The sequence below is a fragment of the Brevundimonas lenta genome, assembly GCF_014196335.1.
Lineage (GTDB): Bacteria > Pseudomonadota > Alphaproteobacteria > Caulobacterales > Caulobacteraceae > Brevundimonas > Brevundimonas lenta.
Map to the genome: position 1 here is coordinate 1,038,248 of NZ_JACIDM010000001.1, position 20,358 is coordinate 1,058,605.

A 20,358-nucleotide genomic window follows, 5' to 3' on the forward strand; every position below is an offset into this window, starting at 1 on the left:
ACGCCTTTCCCGGGACCAGCAACGACATGCTCCGCATCTTCAAGAACAAGTGGCTCTGGGCAGGCATCGCCCTGATTGTCGTCCTCGGGGTCGGCTTCTCCGTCATGCAAGGCAACGAGAAGAAGAAGGCCGAGGAAGAGAAGAAGGCCGCGAGCGCGAAGGTCGAAAGCCCCTACGCCGCCATCGCCAACGGCAAGGTCGACATCGAGGGCGGCATCATCCAGATCGCGGCCCGCCGCGGCGGCGTGGTCCGTGAGGTTCTGGTGCAGGAAGGCGACCGCGTCGTCGCCGGCCAGATCCTCGCCCGCCAAGAAGACGACGAGCCCCGTCTGGCCCTGCAGCGCGCCCGCGCCGAGGTCGCCCAGGCCGAAAGCCAGCTGCGTCAGATTCAGGTCGACATCACCACCGCCCGCCGCGAGCACGCCCGTCTCCAGCGCCTGGTCGAAAGCAACTATGTCGCCGCCGCCCGCATGGACCAGGCGCGCGACCAGATCTCGATGGCCGAAGCCCGCCTCGGCGCCCAGCAGGCCGCCGTGCAGACCGCCCGCGCCCGCATGTCCGAGGCTGAATACAACGTCGAACTGACCGTCATCCGCGCCCCGGCCAACGGCCGCATCGTGCGCCGCTACGCCAACCCGGGCGCCGGCGCCTCGACCCTGAACGTGTCCAACATGTTCGACCTCGAGCCGGACGCTCCGCGCATCGCCCGCGCCGAAATCGTCGAGTCCGACATCCCCAACGTCGCTGTCGGTCAGTCGGTCGAGATCACCCCCGAGGGCGACCCGTCCAAGGTCTACGTCGGCGCCGTCCTGCGTCGCGCCGCCGTCTTCGGCGCCCGCAAGCTGGCCTCGGACGATCCCTCGCAGCGTTCGGACGAGCGCGTCGTGGAAGTCGTCGTCACCGCCGGTGACGCGCCGCTGCTGATCGGCCAGCGCGTGCTGGTCAAGTTCATGAAGCCCGGCCAGACCGCCGGCGCCGCCCGCGCCACCGCCGCCGGCGTCCCCGCCGACCGCGCCATGCGCGCCCCGGCCCGCGCCGCCAGCTGATGACAAAGACGGCTCCGGTTCAGTCTGAACCGGAGCCTGTCTCCCTCGCCTGATCCCGCAGCCAGCGGATCAGGATCTTCTCGCTGCGAACCGTCTCGCTGTTCATCCGGATGACCGCCAGCGCGCCGCCGTCCGGCACGAACCCGTAGGGCGCGGCCAGTCGTCCGGCGGCCAGGTCGTCCGCGACGATGGCGCGCGGCAACACCGCCACGCCCAGCCCGGCCAGCGCCGCGTCCAGCACGAAATGCAGATGCGTCAGGGTCCGTGTCGGTCCCTTCGGGATCGCTTGCCCCGACGCCGTCGTCCAGTCGGCCCAGGCGCCCTGGCGCGTTCCGGCGGTCAGACGCGCCGCGCCGGACAGGTCGCCCGCGGCCAGCGCCGGGGTGCACACCAGACCGATCCGGTTGGCATCCAGGCTTTCGATCATCGGGTCGGCCAGCGCCCCGGCGTCCACGTAACGCAGCAGCAGGTCGGCGCCGCGCTGCCGTGTGGCTTCAGGCGCCAGTTCGCTCAGATGCAGGGCGATCCCCGGGTGCCGCGCCTCGAAATCCGCCAGTCGCGGGATCAGCCATTTGACCGCCAGGCTGGGATGCACCGCCAGGTGCAGCTCCTCCCGGTCGCGCACCGTCCGCACGGCCACGGCCAGGGCGTCGAAACCGGCCGTCAGCCCGGCCAGAAGCTCGCGGCCCTTGTCGGTCAGCCGCAGACGATGCCGGGGTCCTTCGAACAGCCGCACCCCTAACGCCGCCTCCAGCGCCTTCACCTGCCGGCTGACCGCGCTGTGGGTCACGCCCAGTTCGGCGCCGGCCTGGGTCGCGCTGCCTGTCCGCCCCATCGCCTCGAAGGCGCGCAAGCCGTTCAGCGACGGCAGGGACTCACGGGGTGTGAGAATATCGAACATGCCGTGTTCGATAAGTCGCTTTCCGGCGCGCGGCAATCGCCGCATGGCGCGGCATGTCCCTGCGCAACATCTCCATCGTCGCCGTCCTCGGTCTGGGTCAGATCGTGGCCTTCGCCTCCAGCTACTACCTTCTGGGCGTGCTGGCGGACCCCATGGCCCTCAGCTTCGGCGTCCCGCCTGCCGCCGTCTTCATGGCGCTGTCGGCCGCCTTGCTGATCTCGGCGGTGATGACGCCGCCGACGGGGCGTATGATCGAGCGGTTCGGCGCGCGGGCCGTGCTGATGGTCTCCAACGGCCTCTTCGCCGCCGCCCTCGTCGTCATGGCCGCCGCGCCCGGTCCCTGGGTTCTGTACCTCGGCATCGCGGGCCTGGGCGTCGGCATGGCGACGGGCCTGTACGGCACCGCCTTCGCGGCCCTGGTCGAACTGCACGGCGCCGCCGCGCGCCGCCCCATCACCGCCGTCTCCCTGCTGGGCGCCCTCGGCGGCGGTCTGGGCTGGCCTGTCAGCCGCTGGATTATCCAGCAGGGCGACTGGCGCATGGCCTGCCTGGTCTGGGCGCTGGCCCACCTGCTGCTCTGCCTGCCCCTCGCTATAGCCGTCCTGCCGCGCCGGCGGGCCGCCCCGGCCGCGGCGGACGCGCCCGTCGCGAAGGTGGCGTGGGACGGGCGGATGATCCGCATGGCGGCTTATTTCGCCGGGGCCTGGGCGGTCGCCACGGCCCTGGGCGCCCACCTGCCGCGTCTGCTGGGCGACCTCGGCCTCGGCGCGGAACAGGCCGCCTGGGCGGCCGGCCTGATGGCGGCCAGCGCCGTCGCCGCCCGCGTCATCGACCTGGTCTTCCTGCACCGCTCGCATCCCGTCGCCACGGCCCGGCTGGCGACCCTGTTCCACCCGCTGGGGGCGCTGGTCGCCGGACTGGGCGGGCCACGCCTGGCGGCGGCCGTCGCGGTCGGGCAGGGGGCGGGCAACGGCCTGATGTCCGTCGCCTCCGGCGTTCTCCCGCTCCACGTCTTCGGGCCCGATCGCTATGCGGTCCGGCAATCGATGATCCTGACGCCGGCCCGCTATGTCCAGGCCGCCGCGCCGGCGGTCTATGCGCTCGCGCTCGGCGTCTCGCCCGCGGTCGCCATGACGCTCACCAGCCTGGTGTGCCTGGCGATGTTCGCCTTCACCCTCGGCCTGCAGCCCGCTCAGCGCCCGGTGAAGTCCGCCGGCCGCTTCTCCAGCACCGCCGACACGCCCTCGGCGTGATCGTCGGTCAGGTGCGCCAGCGCCTGCATCGACGCCGTCATTTCCAGGATCTGGTCGAAGGTCGCGTCGCGGCCCTGACGCAGCAGCGCCTTGGTCATCCGCAGCGCGTGCGGGGCCTGGGCGGCGATCTCCGCCGCCGTCTTCAGCGCCTCGTCCATCAACTGCCCGGCCGGGACCACCCGGTTGATCAGGCCCCATTCCAGCGCCGTCTGCGCGTCCAGTGTCCGCGCCGTGAACAGCATCTCGGCCGCCCGCGCATAGCCGACGTTGCGCGGCATCAGCCACGCTCCGCCGTCGCCCGGCAGGATGCCCAGCTTCAGGAACGGCACGCCGAAGCTCGCCGCTTCCGAGGCGATGCGGATGTCGGCCAGCCCGGCGATATCGCAGCCCAGCCCCATCGCCGGCCCGTTCACCGCCGCCACCAGCGGCACCTCCAGCCCGTACAGCGAGCGCACGATCCGGTGCACCACGCGGCGATAGCTGTCGCGGATATCGGCGCCCGTGCCGTGGAACAGGTCCCGCCGCTCGCGCATCGCCTTCAGATCGCCGCCGGCCGAAAACGCCCGCCCGGCCCCCGTCAGCACCACGCAGCGCACCGACCGGTCCGCATTCACGGCCTCGCACGCCGCCGCAAACGCCTCGCCGTCCTCCGGATCGGGCAGGGCGTTCAACCGGTCCGCCCGCTCAAGCGTCCAGAGCTCGACAGGTCCATGGCGGTGTTTGTGGATCAGGGTCATGCGGGACCAGTGCCGCAACCCGCGCCCACGCTCAAGCGCGTGGTCAGTCGTAGAACGTCGCTACCGTGGCGATGCAGCCGCCTTCGGTCCGCACCACGGTCACCATTTCCCGTCCGCCTCCGAGCATCGAGACGATCATCACAGTGCCGCCGGAGGTCGAAACCACAGCCCCCTGTGGCGGAGATCCGGGCCCGCTGACGCCGACGAGCGCCAGGAAGGCCTCGCTCGACAGGACGATATTGTCGTGGCCGTTGAACAGCCTGGCGTCGGGTTTCAGCAGGGCCGCCATCGCCGCCTGCCGGTTGGACGCGGTCATATGCGCGTCAGCCGGGGTTTCCATAAAGCGCCACGCCAGATCGACCGGACGCGTAGCGCTGGAGGGATCGGGCCGACAGATACCGGCGTCCGGCGGCGGGGGCAGGGTCGCGACCGGCGCCGGCAACTCCTGCGTCCCGCCCGAAGCGGCCAGAACCACCACGGCCAACATCACTTCGATCATGTCATCCCCCGGATATGCGCCCTATCCAGCGCAAGGACCGGCGCCGCGCAAGCCCACCGGACCTGACGCGCTCATGCAGCGAGCGACCGCGTCGCGAGCGTTGGCGCCCCAAATCTGCGCTCATGCAGCGAGCGACCGCGTCGCGAGCGTTAGCGCACTCCAGAAACGACAAAGCCCCGGCCCTTGCGGGTCCGGGGCTCTGCCACTGGATCGACGGTCTCGCCCTACCGGCGCGCCTTGTCGATCCTGATCGGTACGAAGTTCGACGGGTGACTGACCACCCTATCGCCGGCTCCGTTGGTGTTCTTCGTGTTCACAAGCATCCCGCCCCAGAGCGCAAAGCTCATCATGGCGTGTTGCAGGTTTCTGTCCTTGTCGTTCATCTGTGATGTCTCCTTTCGTTGAACGATGAAAAGAGACACGTCGTGCTGATCGGGGATCTCACCGTCATAGTCGTTTCGCGTCATGGTGAAGGTACGAACGCCCGCTCCCGAACGCAATAGTTTTTACTCCGATACCGGACCATATTTCGCGCATATGTCATCGACTGTAACTCCACCGCCACAACCACCCCGCGCCATCGCCACCCCGTGCGTGAAGGTCTGCATCGTCGACGGCCCCACCGGCCTGTGCCTGGGCTGCTATCGCTCGCTGCAGGAGATCGGCGGCTGGAGCGGCCTCAGCGACGATCAGCGCGCCGCCATCATGGCCGAACTCCCGTCCCGCCGCAGCCGCATCGACCCCGCGAAACTGGGCCCCGTTTAGCGTCCCCACGGCGCAGCCTGTTCAGACTCCGCCAACCATCTCCCTTCACCGCATCCCAACCGCCCTGTGGAAAAAGAGAGGGGACGCAGAGCCGCGTCCCTGTCCGTGCGAGTACGCCCCATGCGTGTCGATCTCTCATCCGTCGTCGTGATGGCCGCCGCCGTCGCATCGTCGCTGACTGTCCTGTGGTGGATGGATCAGGCCGGCCTGCGCGGCGAAGCCCAGGCCGCCGAAGTCCCCGCCGTTCACGCCGCCGCGGCGTCTCCGGCCCAGGTCCTGAAGGCCGCCGACGGCCACTACTGGGCCGAGGCCATGATCGACGGCCGCGCCGTCCGCGTCATGGTCGACACCGGCGCCAGCGTCGTGGCCCTGACCCGCGACGACGCCGCCCGCCTCGGCATGACTCTCAAGGCCGACGACTTCTCCGCCACCGTGGTCACCGCCTCGGGCCCGGTCCGCGCCGCCCCGGTCGAACTGGCCGCCGTCGCCGTCGCCGGCGCCCGCGTCGAAAAAGTCCAGGCCCTCGTCGTCGAAGAAGGCCTGCCCCACTCGCTGCTGGGCATGAGCTACCTCGGGCGCCTGTCGGCCTTCACCGCGACGCCGGCCGCTCTCACGCTGCGGCCGTGAGAAGTGATTAGTGGCTAGTGGCTAGTGGCTAGTGGCTAGTGGCTAGTGGTTGGCGTCGCAAACGTCGGCCGCCGACGGGATGCCGGTACAAGGGCCAGCAATCACTAATCACTAGCCACTAGCCACTAGCCACTCACAACGCCTTCACCACCACCGACAGCGCCGTCGCCACCAGATAGACGGCGAACGCCTTGCGCAGCAGTCTGCGGTTCAGGCTGTGCGCCAGCTTCGCGCCCCATGGCGCCACCGCGGTCGTCAGCACGCCCATCACGATCGCCGCCGGCACATTGACGTAGCCGACCGAGAACGGCGGCCGTCCCGCCGCGTCCCAGCCGAACGCCACGAAGCCCAGCGCCGCCGCCGCCCCGATCGCCACGCCGAAGCCCGAGGCCGTGGCCACCGCCTGATGGATCGGCCGCCCGCACAGGGTCATCGTCAGCCCGCCGAAGCTGCCGCCGCCGATGCCCATCATCGCCGACAGCCCGCCGATCACCGTCCCGGTCACCCGCCGCCCCCAGCCCGTCGGCATGTCCTGCCGCAGCACGAACCGCTCCGGCATCAGCCCCAGCTGCAGCCCGATCGCCGCCAGACAGACGCCGTAGACGATCGCCAGCCCCTCCATCGACGTCAGCCCCGCGACGGCGGCCCCGACCAGCCCGCCGAACCCCACCCACGGCGTCCAGGTCTTCAGCACCACCTCGTCGACCGCGCCGTGCGACCGGTGCGCCTTCAGCGAGCGCCAGCTGGTCGCCACGATGGTCAGCAGGGAGGTGCCGATGGCGGTGTGCAGATTGCCCTCGCCGCCGACGCCCAGCACTTCGAACGCATAGAACAGCGCCGGCACGATCACCGTGCCGCCACCCACGCCGAACAGCCCGGCCACCAGCCCTCCGGCCAGCCCTGCGGCGATCAGCGCGCCCAGCAGCATCAGCAATTCGTTCAGGGGCAGGGCGGTCATCCCCCTGCCTTAGCCATTCCGCCGCCGCAGGGGGAGAGGCAGGCAGTTCCGGCCCCTTGTCGCCCCTCCGTCCCACATCCTATGGTCGCGGCCGGGGGATACAGTTCCATGTACGTTTCGCTTGCTCTCATCGGTCTGGCCGCGCTTTCGGCCGACCCGTCGTCCACGCCCGCGCCGACGCCCGTCGCCGCCCAGCATTCCGGCGTGACGCCGACCTGGGTGACGCTCGGCCAGAAGCTGTCCCGCGCCCTTGAGCAGGAGCGGTTCGACGAGGCCCTCGCCCTCGCCAAGGCCATGACGGCCGACCCCGGCTTCGAGTCCTTCTCCGAGACCGAGAAGACCGACCTCCAGTACCTGATCGGCGTCCTGAACCTGCAGCTGGGCCGGTCCACCGCCGCCCTCCCGTATCTCGCCGAGGTCGCGGCCAAGCCCGACGCCACGGCCGAACAGTGGCTCATGCTCCTGGACGGCTACGGCGCGGCCGAGCAGTACGACGACGCGGCCCGCACCATGGCGACCGTCGCCCGCCGCTTCCCCGACGCGCGCGAGGCCCTGACCCTCGATTACCGCGCCCAGTTCGCCATCCATCCGGCGCTCGACAAGGATGTCGGCTTCGATCTCCGCCTCGCCCTGTTTCGCGCCGACTGGAAGTTCGAGCACGCCTCCTGGGTCTGGCTGCAACTGATCGACGACTTCATCGACCGCGACCGTCTGGAGGAGGCGCGTCCGCTCTACGCCCGCGTCACCGACTTCGACGCCCGCGTGCAGCTGTTCGCCATGCGCCGCTACGACGCCCTGCGTCCCGCCGGCGTCGAGCCCGACTTCAACGCCATGATCGGCGCCCAGCTCGCCGCCGAGCGCAAGGCCGCCTCCGGCCCCGACGCCACCATGGCCCGGCGCAACGCCTACATGCAGTCGCTCTACGCCCTCGGCCGGTATGAGGAGGCCGTCGCCGTCGCCGACGCCGCCATGGCCGCGCCCGCTCCAGCGGAAGAGGACATCGACGAGGCCGTCGACCTGAACTGGATCGTTGACGGCCGCGCCCGCTCGCTGCTGGCCCTCGGCCGCATCGACGAGGGGCTGGCCCAGGAGCGTCTCGCCGCCGAACGGCCGGAATACGGCGGCCCGAACTTCAACCAGACGATCAGCCTGGCCTGGTCCTACCTCCGCAACGACAAGGCCGCCGAGGCCCAACGCGTCGTCGACACGCTGAAGGATCGCGACCTCGGCAAATACGGCGCGCGGCGCGTGACCCACGTCCAGGCCTGCATCTCCCAGGCCCTGGGCGACACGGCCGCCGCTCGCGCGGGCGTCGCCCAGCTGGGCGAAAACTGGCGTGACGGACCGTCCGACTACTACGACGCGCTCGCCTGCATCGGTGACGAGGACGCCATGGCCGCCGCGATCATCGAGGTTCTCGCCGACCCACTGCACCGCAAACAGGCGGTCTCCTGGATGCACATCTACCAGGACATCGGCCATCAGACCCCGTACGAGCTCGCGATTTCGGCCGTCTATGACCGCGTGAAGGTCCGTCCCGAAGTCGTCGCCGCCCATGACAGCGTCGCCCGCAGCTTCACCCTCCCGACCATCGTGGGGCCCTACTAGGGCGTCGCAGTTCTAGATCAGCAGCGCGCCTTCGTGGCGTAGCAGCCAGGTCTTCCGTTCCAGCCCGCCGCCGAAGCCGACCATGGCGCCGTCGGCGCCGACCACCCGGTGGCAGGCGAGGACCACCGGGATCGGATTGCGGTTCAGGGCCACCCCCGCCGCCTGCGCCGCGCCCGGTTCGCCGGCCCGCTTCGCCATCTCGCCGTAGCTGATGGTCACGCCCGCCGGGATCTCCGCCAGCACCCGCCAGACACGCGCCTGGAAGCCGCCGTCGGCCGTCGCGCCGTCCAGCGACCACGGGATGCGCGCCAATGCGGACGGATCGCCGGCGAAATAGGCCTCAAGGCCCGCGCGCACCGCTTCCGGCGTCTCACCGGCCCTCAGCTCTGCGCCGGGATATTCGCGCCGCATCGCCCGCTCCAGGCCGTCGCCGAACGACACGCCGCGCAGCCGGCCGTCCTCGTCGCACGCCAGTTCCAGCGGGCCGACAGGCGAGGGCAGGGCGGAGCGGATCAGAATCATGAAGCCATTCTAGACCCGCCGACGCGGCCTGCTCGCGGTTTTCGGACGTTCCGGGTGGGGAACCGCTCCCGCTGGCGCGCGCTCTCCCTCGATGGTGGCGCCCGGGGATCTCGATCGGGGAGAACTCATCCGCATCGGCGAGGACGTCATCACCATTGGCGGCGTCGCGACTGGCGTGGTCGTCTTCGTCGTCGCCTGCGTCCTCTCCACCCTGATCGGACGGGTGTTCAAGCGCATCCGCCACCGCGGTCTGCACGACACCTCGTCGGTCTATGTGCTGGAGAAGGTGAGCACCTACGGCCTGGTCATCATCGGCCTTATCGCCGGCCTTTCCACCGCCGGGCTCGACCTGTCATCGTTCAGCGTTTTCGCCGGCGCTCTCGGTCTCGGAGTCGGCCTGGGTCTGCAGGGTGTGGTCAAGGAGTTCGTCTCCGGCCTGTTCCTGATCTTCGACCCCACCGTGTCGGTCGGCGACTATGTCGAGGTCGAGAACGGCGAGCGCGGAATCATCGTCGAGATCGGACCCCGCGCCACGCGGCTGCGCACCAACGACAACATCAACATCCTGATCCCCAACTCGCACCTGATCGAGCGTCCGCTGATCAACACCACGCTCCGCGGCGACACGCGGCGCATTCACATACCCTTCCGCGTCGAGCCGGGGGCGCAACGGACGTTGGTTCGCGATGTGGTCCTGAAGGCGGTCAAGGCCAGCCCCTTCACCCTGCCGGAGACGGAGGCGCGCCGCAGCCAGGTCTGGCTGATCGGCTACGACGAACAGAGCGTCGATTTCGAGCTGGTGGTCTGGCCGACGAAGGAGGCGGTCAAACGCCCCGCCTCGATGCACGCCGCCTACATGTGGACCATCGTCGACGCGCTCGAGGGCGCCGGCGTCCGTCTCCCGTCGCCGCAGATCGACGTGCGGCTCCAGCGAGGCGACGCGGCTCTGGCCGCGCTCGGGGTCGAGCAGGAGCCCGAGCCCCCCCCCCGCAAGGTCCGCCGTGCGCCGGCCGTCAATGACGCCGCCGAGGACGTCATGTCGCCCCCGGACCCCGAAGTGGTCCAGGCGGAGGCGCACTCCAGCCGCCCGGAGGTCCCGCCGGGCGGCGCTCCTCCAGCCCCGCCGCCGGACTAGGGCATCAGCGCATTCATCTCGCCCCACGACAGCGCGCCGTCGCCCATCGGCTCCGAGGCGCCGTCCTGCAGGAAGTCCTTCGCCAGCGCCGCCGTCCGCCCATAGGCCGCGCTCGCCAACCCCGACCCGGCGCTCAGCCGCCGCACGCCCAGCCGTTCCAGCTCCGCGGCGCCCGGCAGGCCGGGGTAGGCCAGCAGGTTCACCGGCATGTCCGTACCGCCCGTCAGTTCGGCGATCCCGGCCGCGTCCGTCAGCCCCGGCGTGAACAGGCCGTCCGCGCCCGCCGCCTGATAGATCGCCCCGCGTCGCAGCGCCTCGGCCACCCGCGTCTCCGCCTCGCCCACGCCCCTCAGCCACACGTCGCAGCGGGCGTTGATGAACAGGGCGCCGCCGACCGCAGCGCGGATCGCCGCGATCTTGGCCGCCAGCAGCTCCGGCGACCCGCCGCCGTCCTCGATATTGATCCCCTGGGCGCCCGCCTCGACCAGCTGTTGCGCCGTCGCCGCCACCTCGGCCGGGTCGTCGGAATAGCCGCCCTCGAAGTCCACGCTGACCGGCACGCCTTGCGCCGCCCGCACCACGTCGGCGCACATCTGCACCGCCCGTTCGGTGGGCAGCACGTCCCCGTCCGGCCAGCCCAGCGACCACGCGCAGCCCGCGCTCGTCGTGGCGATCGCCTTCGCCCCCAGCGAGCGCATCAGCGCCGCGCTCGCGCCGTCCCAGGCGTTCGGCAGGATCAGCAGGCCGGAGCGGTGCAGGTCGTGGAAAGCGGTCATCTCGGATCTCCCTGTGTCGGGGTCATGTAGGCACGGCCCAACCGTCCCGCTGGCGGTTTCCGGACATCGACGGCGCCCTGCTGACAGCGGCTGTCAGCATCCTGTGGCCCGGCGTCATCCGCAACCTTAACCGTCGAGCGCCGTTCTTCCGGCCTCCTGCAACAGACGGACATCCTGCAATGACCCGCACCCGAATGCTCACCGCCGTCGCCAGCGGCGCCCTGGCCCTCTCCATCGCCCCGCTGGCGGCGGCGCAAGTCCCCTACAACTCCACCCAGTCGACCACGACCCAGCAACAGCAGTCGTATCCGCAGCAGGATCCCATCGGCGCGATCCTCGGCGCCCTGTTCGGCGACCGCTACGGCGTCTCGACCTCGCTGGAGAGCGAATGGAGCCGCGGCCGTCGCCCGCTGGCCGCCCAGCGCACCCAGTTCGAAAGCCGCATCGACGCCGACGTCCGCTCGGGCGTCCTGTCCAGCAGCGAGGGCAACCGCCTGCGCGGCGAGTTCGACGACCTCGTCCGCCTGGAAGCCCGCTACACCGCCGACGGCCGCGTCACCACGACCGAGCGCAACGACCTCGCCGCCCAGTACCGCGAGTTCTCGCAGCGCGTCGAAGCCGGCGGCTCGGACTACTCCGAGGGCCGCACCTCGGTCTCAGACGGCCGCACCGAGTTCAACAGCCGCGTGGACGCCTCTCTCCGCGGCCGCCGTATCACCCGCACCGAGGCCAACCGCCTCAAGTCCGACTACCAGGACCTCATCCGCGTCGAGACCAACTACCTGCGCGACGGTCGCCTGACCTCGCAGGAGCGTGACGACCTCGATGCCCGCCTCGACGCCCTCGACGCCCGTGTCGGCGACGGCGCAGGCTCCGGCGGCGGCTATGTCGACAACCGCACCCGCCTGGCCGACATCGAGTCGGCTTTGGCCCGCGGCTCCGTCTCCCGCACCGAGGCCGCCCAGATCCGCGTCGAGGCCGGCGACCTGGCCCGTCTGGAAGCCGCCTACAGCCGCTCCAGCCCGTCCAGCGACGACCGTTCCTATCTGGATCGCCGCATCGGCGAGCTGGAGACCCGCGCCGGCGTCCGTCGCCGCTACTAAGGGACCACACCCGGAGGCGGCTGCCGCCACCTGCTGTCAGCAGCCGCCATCCGGACCCTCGCCTTCACTGGCGAATACGGCCCGTCACCCCTAGATTGCGGTCATGGCCCGTTCCCCCTCGAAGCCCGGCAAGCCGGTGCATACCCCCGGCATGTCGGAGGCCCACGCTCCCTTCGTTCGTGAGCCGGCGGGCAAGGGCAGGGGCATGCCGATGTTCGCCCCGGTCACCGGCCCGCGCCTGACGCCGGAAGAGGCCCCCGGCGCCCCCGCCGACTGGGTCCCGCACCGCCCGGACCGTCCGGACTCGCGCAAGCGCATCCCGTTCCGGCTGGAGACGAAATACACCCCAGCGGGCGACCAGCCCGCCGCCATCGCCGAGCTCGTCGCCACCGCCGAAGCCGGCGAGCGCGATCAGGTCCTGCTGGGCGTCACCGGTTCTGGCAAGACCTTCACCATGGCCAAGGTCATCGAACAGACCCAGCGCCCGGCCCTGATCCTGGCCCCCAACAAGACCCTCGCGGCCCAGCTCTATTCCGAGTTCAAAAGCTTCTTCCCCGACAATGCGGTCGAGTATTTCGTCTCGTACTACGACTACTATCAACCGGAAGCTTATGTACCCAGAACAGACACTTACATCGAAAAAGACTCGTCCATAAACGAGCAGATCGACCGCATGCGCCACTCGGCGACGCGGGCGATCCTCGAGCGGGACGACGTCATCGTCGTCGCCTCGGTCAGCTGCATCTACGGCATCGGCTCGGTCGAGACCTACACCGCCATGACCTTCACCCTGAAGGTCGGCGACCAGATCGACGAGTCAAAGCTCCGCGCCGACCTCATCGCCCTGCAGTACAAGCGCAACGACCTGAATTTCGAGCGCGGCATGTTCCGCAAGCGCGGCGACGTGCTGGAGATCTTCCCGGTCCACATGGAGGACCGCGCCTGGCGCATCCAACTGTTCGGCGACGAGCTGGAATCGATCCAGGAGTTCGACCCCCTGACCGGCAAGAAGACCGCCGACCTGGAAGAGGTCACCGTCTACGCCGCCAGCCACTACGTCACCCCGCGCCCGTCGCTGAACCAGGCCATCAACGGCATCAAGGCCGAGCTGAAGGAGACGCTCGACTGGATGGTCGAGAACGGCAAGCTGCTGGAGGCCCAGCGCCTCGAACAGCGCGTGCGCTTCGATCTGGAGATGATGGAGGCCACCGGCTCCTGCGCCGGCATCGAGAACTACAGCCGCTGGCTCACCGGCCGCGCCCCCGGCGAGCCGCCGCCCACCTTCTTCGAATACATCCCCGACAACGCCCTGCTGTTCGTCGACGAGAGCCACGTCACCGTCGGCCAGATCGGTGGCATGTATCGCGGCGACTACCGCCGCAAATCGACCCTGGCCGAGTACGGCTTCCGCCTGCCCAGCTGCATCGACAACCGCCCGCTGAAGTTCGACGAGTGGGACGCCATGCGCCCCCAGACCGTCCTCGTCTCGGCCACCCCCGGCTCATGGGAGATGGAGCGCACCGGCGGGATCTTCACCGAACAGGTCATCCGCCCCACCGGCCTGATCGATCCGCCGGTCGAGATCCGCCCGGTCAGCGGCGCCACCCGCAACCAGGTCGACGACGTCATCGACGAGGTCAAGGCCGTCGCCCGCCAGGGCTATCGCTCGCTGGTCACCACCCTGACCAAGAAGATGGCCGAGGACCTGACCGAATACATGCACGAGCAGGGCGTCCGCGTCCGCTACATGCACTCCGACGTCGACACGCTGGAACGCATCGAGATCCTGCGCGACCTGCGCCTCGGCGCCTTCGACGTCCTGATCGGCATCAACCTGCTGCGCGAGGGCCTCGACATCCCCGAGTGCGGCCTGGTCGCCATCCTCGACGCCGACAAGGAGGGCTTCCTGCGCTCCGAAACCTCGCTGATCCAGACCATCGGCCGCGCCGCCCGCAACGTCGACGGCCGGGTGATCCTGTACGCCGATCGCATGACCGGCTCGATGGAGCGCGCCATCGCCGAGACCAACCGCCGCCGCGAGAAACAGGTCGAGTACAACACCGCCCACGGCATCACCCCGGAGTCGGTCAAGCGCGACATCAAGGAGATCATGGCCTCCCCCTACGAGAGCCGCGCCCTCGACCAGCTCACCGCCCCCGGCAAGAAGGACGAGGCCAAACCCTTCACCGGCTCCAACTTCCAGGCCGCCCTCAAGGACCTGGAAGGCCGCATGCGCGAGGCCGCCGCCAACCTCGAGTTCGAGGAGGCCGCCCGCATGCGCGACGAGATCAAGCGCATGAAGCTGATGGACCTGGAGTTCGCCAACGACCTCATGACCCCGGAAGGGGAGGCGGTCGACCGTGACGCGCCGAAGCGGGATCGCGCGGCGGCGAAGGCGGCGGCGGATGAGCGGTTCAGGAAGGGGCGGTAAGAAAATTTGGAGTCGAGTTGACTCTGTGTCTGAAGTGTGTCTGATTGATGGTTCCGCGACGCAGCAATGCGGGCGCTCTACCTTCCCATTTCGGGCGGGGCGGCAACGCGGAGCAAACTGTTAAGCCAGTGCGCTCCGTACGTCTTGAGATCGTCCTGTTTAGCTGTCGCCGCCTTCGGTGACGCCGGGGATTTCCCGGTAAGCGGAAGGAGGATGCGCAATGGAGCGATCTCCTCACTCCTTGGCACCTCGGCCCTGCAACCCCTGTTGCGGCCGTTTAGTCGTGCGCTGACGGCCGCCCGCCAAGGAACCGTTATGTCAGCTACTTCTGAGATGAAGAAACTTCGCCGTGCTCTCGCGAGCGACGGCTTTGTGATCACCAAAACACGTGGTGGCCACTGGCGTTTTGAACACCCTGCCATGGCCGGTCCCGTGTTCGGTCCCGACACTCCCTCGGATCACCGGGGACTGCGTAACTTTCTCGCCGAACTCAAGCGCCGGCTCAAGAGCCAGTCCCTCTAGGCCCTCAATCTAGGGCCGTGCGGGCTGTCCATTGCGGCAGCCCGCACAGGTTCTTCGCAGAATGAACATGGCGACAAGGTCGCCGAGGAAAAACCTCATGTCCAACAGCAATGACCACGTACTTCCCCGTCCGGTGGAAGCTCTGCCTGAATATGCGCATTCAAAATCTCGCAACGCTTTGATGGAGCGCTTGATCAACGCATTCGCTCTTAGCGAGGCCTCTGCGCGGGCTATCTCCAACGCCGTAGTCGATCCGTCGGAGGTGCGTAAGGCCATCGGCGAACCAGATGACCCTGACGTCGAGCGCATCTCTGTGCCTGGCGGCACCCTCTTTGGCATCCGCACTGCCGTCTGGTCGCGTCGCTGCATGCCCGATCCGCGCAATCCCCGTACTCTGCCTTGGCGGCGCCATCCGTTTGCCGTTGACCCCGGCAGTGGCGGGGAAGATTCCAAGTTCCGGCCGCTGCCCGAGCCGCGACCGCTGGATGAGGGCGCTCCCCAAGGGGCCGAACTTGCTGTGGATGTCGAGAATCGGGACCACCTGACGTGGGCTTCGCAGCAAGCCGCCTCTTTCGTGCTCGCAGAAAACGACTGGCGCCGTTCTATCGCATCGCAGGGCGTGATGGAGGCAGTGTGGTTGGTGGCAACCACCTATATTCATGCTGACGGCACCTCACCAGTGACCTCGCTGACGACTGCAGAAGGCTCTTCTCGCACGACCGCTGTCCATGACATCCTTCAGGTGCGATCTTCTGATGTGCCGTATGATGAGGAGGACACTAAGTTCCGCGCGCACATCAAACGGCTGAATGAACAGTTCGAACGCGGCGAACATGATGCCAATGCTACGGTTGCCCTGCGGTGCGAGCGCATCCCCGCACTCATCTTGGTTGGCTTCTTGCCTCACACCGGAGGAACAACGGGCTTTCCGACGGCGGTCAAATCCTTCGTTGCTCTTCGCCATGTAGACCCCCCCAAACCGTGGGGAGAAGGTCCCGAGAATGAGTCGCTCGCCGACGAAGTGTTGGACGAGATGTATCGCAGACATCTGATTTCGAAGGCTCAGAAGGAGTATTTTGCGGGATCGTGTACGCGTGATGAGGCACGGGCAGCTCATCTGCCAGATGATCCCGTTCTGCGCGCGGCGCAGATCGTCGATCTTCTGGCGAACGACGATGCCAGGTTCGTCGAAGCTATTCGCGTCGCCGTGACCAGCCAGTCGACTCGGAAACACATTACGACCAAGCTCACCAATGATTTGGCCACCGCATTGATCTTGCGTGCTGTGTCTGACGAGCCCGCGAAGGTTGACCAGATCCGCCGGTATTTGCGTTTCGCGTTCGGCAAACCCGTCCATAAGGCAAACTGGGCGGCGACGGGAAGGACAACCGAGGCGCTGGTGAACGCCGCGGTCAGCGAAGTTCGCGCTGCGATCGGTAGCGGCGATACTGACGAGCCAGGACCGGCTACCGTGGAACTCGCGGTCCGTGCCGCCTATCCCTTGGTGGTGACACAGCGCCTCAGCGCTTCGCGCGGTTCGACGTCGGGGCTTCCCGATCGCCGGACCCCGGGCGAAGTTATCGACGCGATGCGTCGGAGCGTCCACGGTGTCGTCCAGCTCGGCCAAGCATTGCAGGACTATTCCGAGGGACGTGAGAGCCTTCGTGCTGTGGACGACGCTGGGACTATTCGTACTCGGGAAGACGGTTCAGCCATTGCGTTGAATGATGTCTACCTGCGGAACGAGTATCCGCCCCCCGGCAAGGCTAAGGCTGTGGATTCCGGCGACACTCCTACCGACAGGTACAACGCTGCGGTAGCTGCGCTTAGCGGAGCCATCGAAGCTCTGGATGGTGCCTTTCATGCGCTGTGCAATGTGACGGGGCATGACGGCAGTCCTCTGGTGGAAAGCAAGGGGGTTGAACCGCGATTGACCGAAGAATGGCGCAGCATCCTTCGCCGTACCGACGAAGAGTTGGTGGTGTGGGCGCGTTCATATCGCAAGGCATATGGGACGCGGCCGGAACCTGCCCAACCGGACGTTGATGACGAGTACGACGCCAATCCATCGCTCGAAGACGTCTGGGAGGGCGAGGACCCAGAGGCGGCCGGATAACGATGGACTAAGGCGGAGTGGTGAAGTCGTTCGCCGCTCCGCTTTCGTCATCCTCCGCCAGCCGCGCAGCCGCGCAGACCAGACTCAGCGGCGCGCGGCCGCCATCGACGATTTCGCCTGCGGCGCCGCTGGTCCCAGCTTTCGCCGGGATGACGAAAGTTGTGTCCGAGAAACCCGCCCCCTCCCATCCCACCACACCCCGCCCCCAGCCCGTCCCACCCGCCCCCGCCTACGTCCGCAACTGACGTACCGGCGTTCCATAATCCCCGCCTTTCGCCGCGCGAGCGCGGCCGGGGAGGGGAGCGAATGTCGCAAAACTTCAGTCGCAAACGACCGACGACCACCTACCGCACCGTCAGTCCGTAGACCTGGAGCCTGATCCGGGGCGCCTATCTGTCGGGGCTGTCGGCGCCGACGGTGGGGGCGCGGTTCGGGGTGTCGGAGGGGGCGATCCGCAAGCGGGCGCGGCGCGAGGGCTGGACCAAGCGGCTCTACGCCGCCCAGGCCACGCCCTGGCGGGGACCGGCCTCGGTCTGGGCCGGCGGCGCGAGCGGCGTGCCCGCCGCGCGCCCGCCTGAACCGGCGCGGAAGCCCAAGGCCGACCCCGACGCCCTGACCGAGGACAAGGTCATGGAGGCGTGGACCTCGCCCCTGCACATCCGCCCCGCCGACCTCGCCCGCCGGGCGCTGGCCAATGCGGCCCATGCGGTGAAGTCGGGCGAGGGGCTGAACGCCGTGCGGCTGGCCCGCGCCGCCTCCGAGATCGCCCGCCTCGACGGCCTGCTCGACTGGGCCGACAGCGACGTGGCGCAGGAGGAGGAACGGTTCGAGGCGCATCAGGGCATGATGCGCATGTTCCTGCGCGAGAAGGCCCTGTCGCTGGCCGAGACCCTTGTCGCCGGCGGGGACCTGCCGCCCGAGTATCAGGACCTCAAAACCGAACTCGCCCGCCTCGCCGCGGTCCGCGCCGCCGCCGGGGAGGGCGCCGCATGAGGGTCGAATGTCTCCGAAGTGGCGGGTTTGGGGATTTTCCACGGGGCGGGGACTCCCGTCCTTCTTGTCCTTCTCCCCTTGCGGGAGAAGGTGGCCCGGAGGGCCGGATGAGGGGTCTCTCCGACCCGTCCCCATCCGCCCCACCCGACCCCCGCCGGACGCCACCCCTCATCCGTCTCGCTTCGCGAGCCACCTTCTCCCGCAAGGGGAGAAGGAATCCGATATATCTCCCCCATGCCCGCCGCACCCCAGTCCCGCACCCTCGCCCTGATCGTCCTGCTGATCGCCGCCTGCGTGCTGGGCCTGGCGCCCATCCTGGTGCGGCTGACCGAGACCGGGCCCGCCGCGGCGGGGTTCTGGCGCTTCGTCTTCGCCATGCCGCTGCTGCTGTTCCTCACGGCGCGGCCGGGCGGGGAGGGGATCGGGACGCCGTCGAAATTCATGGCCCTGGCGGGGCTGTTCTTCGTGCTGGACCTGTCGTTCTGGCACTACGGCATCGTCATGACCTCGGTGGCCAACGCCACCGTGCTCTGCAACCTGACGCCGGTCGTGGTGACCCTGTTCGGCTGGTTCGTGTACCGCGAGCGGCCGAAGGCGCTGTTCGTGGCGGCCATCGCCCTGGCCATGATCGGGGCCTTCGCCATGTCGGCGGGGGCGGACGGAAACCAGGGCAGCAATCCGCGGCTGGGCGACCTGTTCTCGCTGTCGGTGGCGCTCTGGTACGCCGGCTACTTCCTGGCGGTGAAGGCGGCGCGGCGGACGGCGGGGGCCATGCGGGTGATGCTGTGGTCGACGGGCCTGGGCCTGCCGTTGCTGCTGGTGGTGTCGCTGGTGCTGCGCGAGGACCTGACGCCCGAGACCTGGCACGGCTGGGCCGCCTGCGTCGCCATGGGCGTCATGCATGTGGTCGGGCAGGGCGGAGTGGCCTGGTCGCTGGGCAAGCTGCCCGCCTCGCTGACCGCCGTGACCATCCTGATCCAGCCGGTCGTCGCCGCCGGCCTCGGCTGGCTGATCTTCCACGAGACCATGACGCCGGTGCAGATGGTCGGCGGCGCCGTGGTGCTGGCCGCGATCGTGCTGGCGCAGTGGGCGAGCGCGCAAAAGAAAGGCGCGGAAGCCGAAGCCGCCGCGCCCGTCTCATAGATTGTGGTGTCGACCTTAGAGGATCTTCAGATCCACCGCCGAGGTCTTGCCGCGCTGGGATTCCAGCTCGTACGAAACCTTGGCGTTTTCATCCAGGCCTTGCAGGCCTGCCTTCTGAACGGCCGTGACGTGAACGAACACGTCCTGACCGCCGCCATCAGGCTGGATGAAACCGAAACCCTTGGTCGGGTTGAACCACTTGACCGTGCCGGTCGCCATGTCTGCGTCTCCTAAACGCTCTTTCCAGGCAGACGCCCCTGTGAGGGACGCCCGTCAGCCCATCTGGACAAGCTCGTTCAGTAAGAAGGAGCAGTGCACGGGTGTGGAGGCCGCGCGAAATCCGGACTGCGGCGAAGTTCTCTCGCGCAATTCCGGGTCGGTCAACAGGCAATGCGATTCCCTCGCGACGGGAACGTCGTTACCGCGGGGTCAACTACACAGGCCCGTGGCGGAGCCGTCCAGGTGCAGGTGGTCGCGGTGAGCGGCGTTGTAGTCGGGGCTCAGAACCGTGGCGTAGGTCCGGCAGGCGCCCTCGCGAACCCGCTGCAGGAAGGTCTTGCCGTCCGCCCCGGCGGGGCCCTGGCCGCTCCAGTCGTCGGCCACGGAGACGGTGCGGCCGTCCTCCAGGACGACGCCCGAGACGTCCAGCGCATTGGCCCGGGCGTGCTCGGACGGGCGGTGGGCGGCGTCCTTGCTGTTGTAGATGCGGCGGCAGGAATAGGTCCCGTAGTTCTCGACCCGGGCGACGCGGGAGCCCAGCGCGGCCTCGGCCGCCGGCTGCAGCACCTGGCGGTCCCAGATGACGTAGCGCACCGCCAGCGGGCACTGCATGACCAGGCCGCCGGGGCTCAGCGGGGTGACGTCGCCGCCGGTGATGCGGACCGCGCCGCGCACGACGCAGAAGCCGCCGTCGTCCCGGTCCTCGGCCCGCTCGACCTGCACCCCGGCGTCGCGCAACAGCTGGATGCAGGCGTCGGTGACGGCGGTGACCTCCTCCGCCGCGGCGGTGCGGGTCAGCTCGAAATCCTCGATCTTGGCCGCCGTCGCCTGGCCGATCGGGTGGCTCAGATCGAGCGGCTTCCACGGCAGGTCCTGGTTCGGCGCGAAGGCGTTCAGCAGGGCGAAGCCGGCGCACAGGCCCAGCGCCAGCTCCCACATCAGGTTCCAGAAATCCGCGAGGTCCCGATCCATCGTCCGACAGGCTTAACCATGCATGGCGGCGG

The 20,358-nt window shown here is 68.9% G+C and carries 20 protein-coding genes; 11 read left to right on the forward strand and 9 right to left on the reverse strand.

Going from position 1 to position 20,358, the window contains the following annotated elements:
• Positions 1 to 26 precede the first annotated feature (26 nt).
• Complete coding sequence (locus tag GGR12_RS05100) at positions 27 to 1,046, forward strand: HlyD family secretion protein (RefSeq protein WP_183203279.1); 1,020 nt, start codon at positions 27 to 29, stop codon at positions 1,044 to 1,046.
• A 19-nt stretch (positions 1,047 to 1,065) separates the two neighbouring features.
• Here the strand turns inward: GGR12_RS05100 and GGR12_RS05105 are convergent, their stop codons facing one another.
• The gene (locus GGR12_RS05105) at positions 1,066 to 1,947 is read right to left on the reverse strand and encodes a LysR substrate-binding domain-containing protein (protein ID WP_246328730.1); all 882 of its coding nucleotides are present in this window, start codon (positions 1,945 to 1,947) and stop codon (positions 1,066 to 1,068) included.
• A gap of 53 nt (positions 1,948 to 2,000) precedes the next feature.
• Between GGR12_RS05105 and GGR12_RS05110 the strand changes: the two genes are divergently transcribed.
• Positions 2,001 to 3,200: an MFS transporter gene (locus tag GGR12_RS05110; RefSeq protein WP_183203280.1), complete on the forward strand. Its 1,200-nt coding sequence runs from the start codon at positions 2,001 to 2,003 to the stop codon at positions 3,198 to 3,200.
• Here the strand turns inward: GGR12_RS05110 and GGR12_RS05115 are convergent.
• The 3 genes from GGR12_RS05115 to GGR12_RS05125 form a co-directional block, all read right to left on the reverse strand.
• Positions 3,140 to 3,937, reverse strand: coding sequence for a crotonase/enoyl-CoA hydratase family protein (locus tag GGR12_RS05115; protein ID WP_183203281.1), 798 nt, complete (start codon positions 3,935 to 3,937; stop codon positions 3,140 to 3,142). The genes GGR12_RS05110 and GGR12_RS05115 overlap by 61 nt on opposite strands.
• Positions 3,938 to 3,980: 43 nt before the next feature.
• Complete coding sequence (locus tag GGR12_RS05120; protein ID WP_183203282.1) at positions 3,981 to 4,436, reverse strand: hypothetical protein; 456 nt, start codon at positions 4,434 to 4,436, stop codon at positions 3,981 to 3,983.
• A gap of 224 nt (positions 4,437 to 4,660) precedes the next feature.
• The gene (locus tag GGR12_RS05125) at positions 4,661 to 4,819 is read right to left on the reverse strand and encodes a hypothetical protein (RefSeq protein ID WP_183203283.1); all 159 of its coding nucleotides are present in this window, start codon (positions 4,817 to 4,819) and stop codon (positions 4,661 to 4,663) included.
• A 154-nt stretch (positions 4,820 to 4,973) separates the two neighbouring features.
• Between GGR12_RS05125 and GGR12_RS05130 the strand changes: the two genes are divergently transcribed.
• Positions 4,974 to 5,201 carry a DUF1289 domain-containing protein gene (locus tag GGR12_RS05130; RefSeq protein WP_183203284.1) on the forward strand — a complete coding sequence of 76 codons (228 nt, stop codon included), beginning with the start codon at positions 4,974 to 4,976 and terminating at the stop codon, positions 5,199 to 5,201.
• 120 nt (positions 5,202 to 5,321) lie between these two features.
• A complete protein-coding gene (locus GGR12_RS05135) occupies positions 5,322 to 5,828 on the forward strand; it encodes a TIGR02281 family clan AA aspartic protease (RefSeq protein ID WP_246328731.1) in 507 nt (168 codons plus the stop codon).
• 133 nt (positions 5,829 to 5,961) lie between these two features.
• On the opposite strand, the gene GGR12_RS05140 is transcribed toward GGR12_RS05135, so the two are convergent.
• The gene (locus GGR12_RS05140) at positions 5,962 to 6,786 is read right to left on the reverse strand and encodes a sulfite exporter TauE/SafE family protein (protein WP_183203285.1); all 825 of its coding nucleotides are present in this window, start codon (positions 6,784 to 6,786) and stop codon (positions 5,962 to 5,964) included.
• Positions 6,787 to 6,894: 108 nt separating this feature from the next.
• On the opposite strand from GGR12_RS05140, the gene GGR12_RS05145 reads away from it, so the two are divergent.
• On the forward strand, positions 6,895 to 8,394 hold the full coding sequence (locus GGR12_RS05145) for a tetratricopeptide repeat protein (RefSeq protein ID WP_183203286.1): 1,500 nt from the start codon (positions 6,895 to 6,897) through the stop codon (positions 8,392 to 8,394).
• A gap of 12 nt (positions 8,395 to 8,406) precedes the next feature.
• Here the strand turns inward: GGR12_RS05145 and GGR12_RS05150 are convergent, their stop codons facing one another.
• Positions 8,407 to 8,916, reverse strand: a complete 510-nt coding sequence (locus tag GGR12_RS05150) for a methylated-DNA--[protein]-cysteine S-methyltransferase (RefSeq protein ID WP_183203287.1) — start codon at positions 8,914 to 8,916, stop codon at positions 8,407 to 8,409.
• Positions 8,917 to 9,007: 91 nt separating this feature from the next.
• On the opposite strand from GGR12_RS05150, the gene GGR12_RS05155 reads away from it, so the two are divergent.
• Entirely contained in the window at positions 9,008 to 10,051 is a 1,044-nt protein-coding gene (locus GGR12_RS05155) for a mechanosensitive ion channel family protein (protein ID WP_183203288.1), read from the forward strand.
• On the opposite strand, the gene GGR12_RS05160 is transcribed toward GGR12_RS05155, so the two are convergent.
• Positions 10,048 to 10,827: an isocitrate lyase/PEP mutase family protein gene (locus GGR12_RS05160; protein ID WP_183203289.1), complete on the reverse strand. Its 780-nt coding sequence runs from the start codon at positions 10,825 to 10,827 to the stop codon at positions 10,048 to 10,050. The genes GGR12_RS05155 and GGR12_RS05160 overlap by 4 nt on opposite strands.
• A 179-nt stretch (positions 10,828 to 11,006) precedes the next feature.
• On the opposite strand from GGR12_RS05160, the gene GGR12_RS05165 reads away from it, so the two are divergent.
• From GGR12_RS05165 to GGR12_RS05185, 5 genes are all read left to right on the forward strand, one after another.
• On the forward strand, positions 11,007 to 11,930 hold the full coding sequence (locus GGR12_RS05165) for a hypothetical protein (protein WP_183203290.1): 924 nt from the start codon (positions 11,007 to 11,009) through the stop codon (positions 11,928 to 11,930).
• Positions 11,931 to 12,033: 103 nt separating this feature from the next.
• Positions 12,034 to 14,361, forward strand: a complete 2,328-nt coding sequence (gene uvrB, locus GGR12_RS05170; protein WP_246328732.1) for an excinuclease ABC subunit UvrB — start codon at positions 12,034 to 12,036, stop codon at positions 14,359 to 14,361.
• A 619-nt stretch (positions 14,362 to 14,980) separates the two neighbouring features.
• Complete coding sequence (locus tag GGR12_RS05175) at positions 14,981 to 16,999, forward strand: hypothetical protein (RefSeq protein WP_183203291.1); 2,019 nt, start codon at positions 14,981 to 14,983, stop codon at positions 16,997 to 16,999.
• A 417-nt stretch (positions 17,000 to 17,416) separates the two neighbouring features.
• Complete coding sequence (locus GGR12_RS05180) at positions 17,417 to 17,992, forward strand: hypothetical protein (RefSeq protein WP_183203292.1); 576 nt, start codon at positions 17,417 to 17,419, stop codon at positions 17,990 to 17,992.
• Between the two features lie 234 nt (positions 17,993 to 18,226).
• Positions 18,227 to 19,135 carry a DMT family transporter gene (locus tag GGR12_RS05185; RefSeq protein ID WP_183203293.1) on the forward strand — a complete coding sequence of 303 codons (909 nt, stop codon included), beginning with the start codon at positions 18,227 to 18,229 and terminating at the stop codon, positions 19,133 to 19,135.
• Between the two features lie 15 nt (positions 19,136 to 19,150).
• Here GGR12_RS05185 and GGR12_RS05190 read toward each other — a convergent pair whose 3' ends face one another.
• Positions 19,151 to 19,354, reverse strand: a complete 204-nt coding sequence (locus GGR12_RS05190; protein ID WP_183203294.1) for a cold-shock protein — start codon at positions 19,352 to 19,354, stop codon at positions 19,151 to 19,153.
• A 210-nt stretch (positions 19,355 to 19,564) separates the two neighbouring features.
• A complete protein-coding gene (locus GGR12_RS05195) occupies positions 19,565 to 20,326 on the reverse strand; it encodes an extensin-like domain-containing protein (protein ID WP_183203295.1) in 762 nt (253 codons plus the stop codon).
• Positions 20,327 to 20,358 lie beyond the last annotated feature (32 nt).

What these genes read in the sequence shown, in the direction of transcription:
- GGR12_RS05135 (WP_246328731.1), top strand. Translation starts at nt 5,322, where the DNA reads ATGCGTGTCGATCTCTCATCCGTCGTCGTGATGGCCGCCGCCGTCGCA.
- GGR12_RS05165 (WP_183203290.1), top strand. Translation starts at nt 11,007, where the DNA reads ATGACCCGCACCCGAATGCTCACCGCCGTCGCCAGCGGCGCCCTGGCC.
- GGR12_RS05105 (WP_246328730.1), bottom strand. Translation starts at nt 1,947, where the DNA reads ATGTTCGATATTCTCACACCCCGTGAGTCCCTGCCGTCGCTGAACGGC.
- GGR12_RS05155 (WP_183203288.1), top strand. Translation starts at nt 9,008, where the DNA reads ATGGTGGCGCCCGGGGATCTCGATCGGGGAGAACTCATCCGCATCGGC.
- uvrB (WP_246328732.1), top strand. Translation starts at nt 12,034, where the DNA reads ATGGCCCGTTCCCCCTCGAAGCCCGGCAAGCCGGTGCATACCCCCGGC.
- GGR12_RS05160 (WP_183203289.1), bottom strand. Translation starts at nt 10,827, where the DNA reads ATGACCGCTTTCCACGACCTGCACCGCTCCGGCCTGCTGATCCTGCCG.
- GGR12_RS05100 (WP_183203279.1), top strand. Translation starts at nt 27, where the DNA reads ATGCTCCGCATCTTCAAGAACAAGTGGCTCTGGGCAGGCATCGCCCTG.
- GGR12_RS05110 (WP_183203280.1), top strand. Translation starts at nt 2,001, where the DNA reads ATGTCCCTGCGCAACATCTCCATCGTCGCCGTCCTCGGTCTGGGTCAG.
- GGR12_RS05195 (WP_183203295.1), bottom strand. Translation starts at nt 20,326, where the DNA reads ATGGATCGGGACCTCGCGGATTTCTGGAACCTGATGTGGGAGCTGGCG.
- GGR12_RS05145 (WP_183203286.1), top strand. Translation starts at nt 6,895, where the DNA reads ATGTACGTTTCGCTTGCTCTCATCGGTCTGGCCGCGCTTTCGGCCGAC.
- GGR12_RS05115 (WP_183203281.1), bottom strand. Translation starts at nt 3,937, where the DNA reads ATGACCCTGATCCACAAACACCGCCATGGACCTGTCGAGCTCTGGACG.
- GGR12_RS05175 (WP_183203291.1), top strand. Translation starts at nt 14,981, where the DNA reads ATGTCCAACAGCAATGACCACGTACTTCCCCGTCCGGTGGAAGCTCTG.
- GGR12_RS05120 (WP_183203282.1), bottom strand. Translation starts at nt 4,436, where the DNA reads ATGATCGAAGTGATGTTGGCCGTGGTGGTTCTGGCCGCTTCGGGCGGG.
- GGR12_RS05190 (WP_183203294.1), bottom strand. Translation starts at nt 19,354, where the DNA reads ATGGCGACCGGCACGGTCAAGTGGTTCAACCCGACCAAGGGTTTCGGT.
- GGR12_RS05185 (WP_183203293.1), top strand. Translation starts at nt 18,227, where the DNA reads ATGCCCGCCGCACCCCAGTCCCGCACCCTCGCCCTGATCGTCCTGCTG.
- GGR12_RS05150 (WP_183203287.1), bottom strand. Translation starts at nt 8,916, where the DNA reads ATGATTCTGATCCGCTCCGCCCTGCCCTCGCCTGTCGGCCCGCTGGAA.
- GGR12_RS05125 (WP_183203283.1), bottom strand. Translation starts at nt 4,819, where the DNA reads ATGAACGACAAGGACAGAAACCTGCAACACGCCATGATGAGCTTTGCG.
- GGR12_RS05140 (WP_183203285.1), bottom strand. Translation starts at nt 6,786, where the DNA reads ATGACCGCCCTGCCCCTGAACGAATTGCTGATGCTGCTGGGCGCGCTG.
- GGR12_RS05130 (WP_183203284.1), top strand. Translation starts at nt 4,974, where the DNA reads ATGTCATCGACTGTAACTCCACCGCCACAACCACCCCGCGCCATCGCC.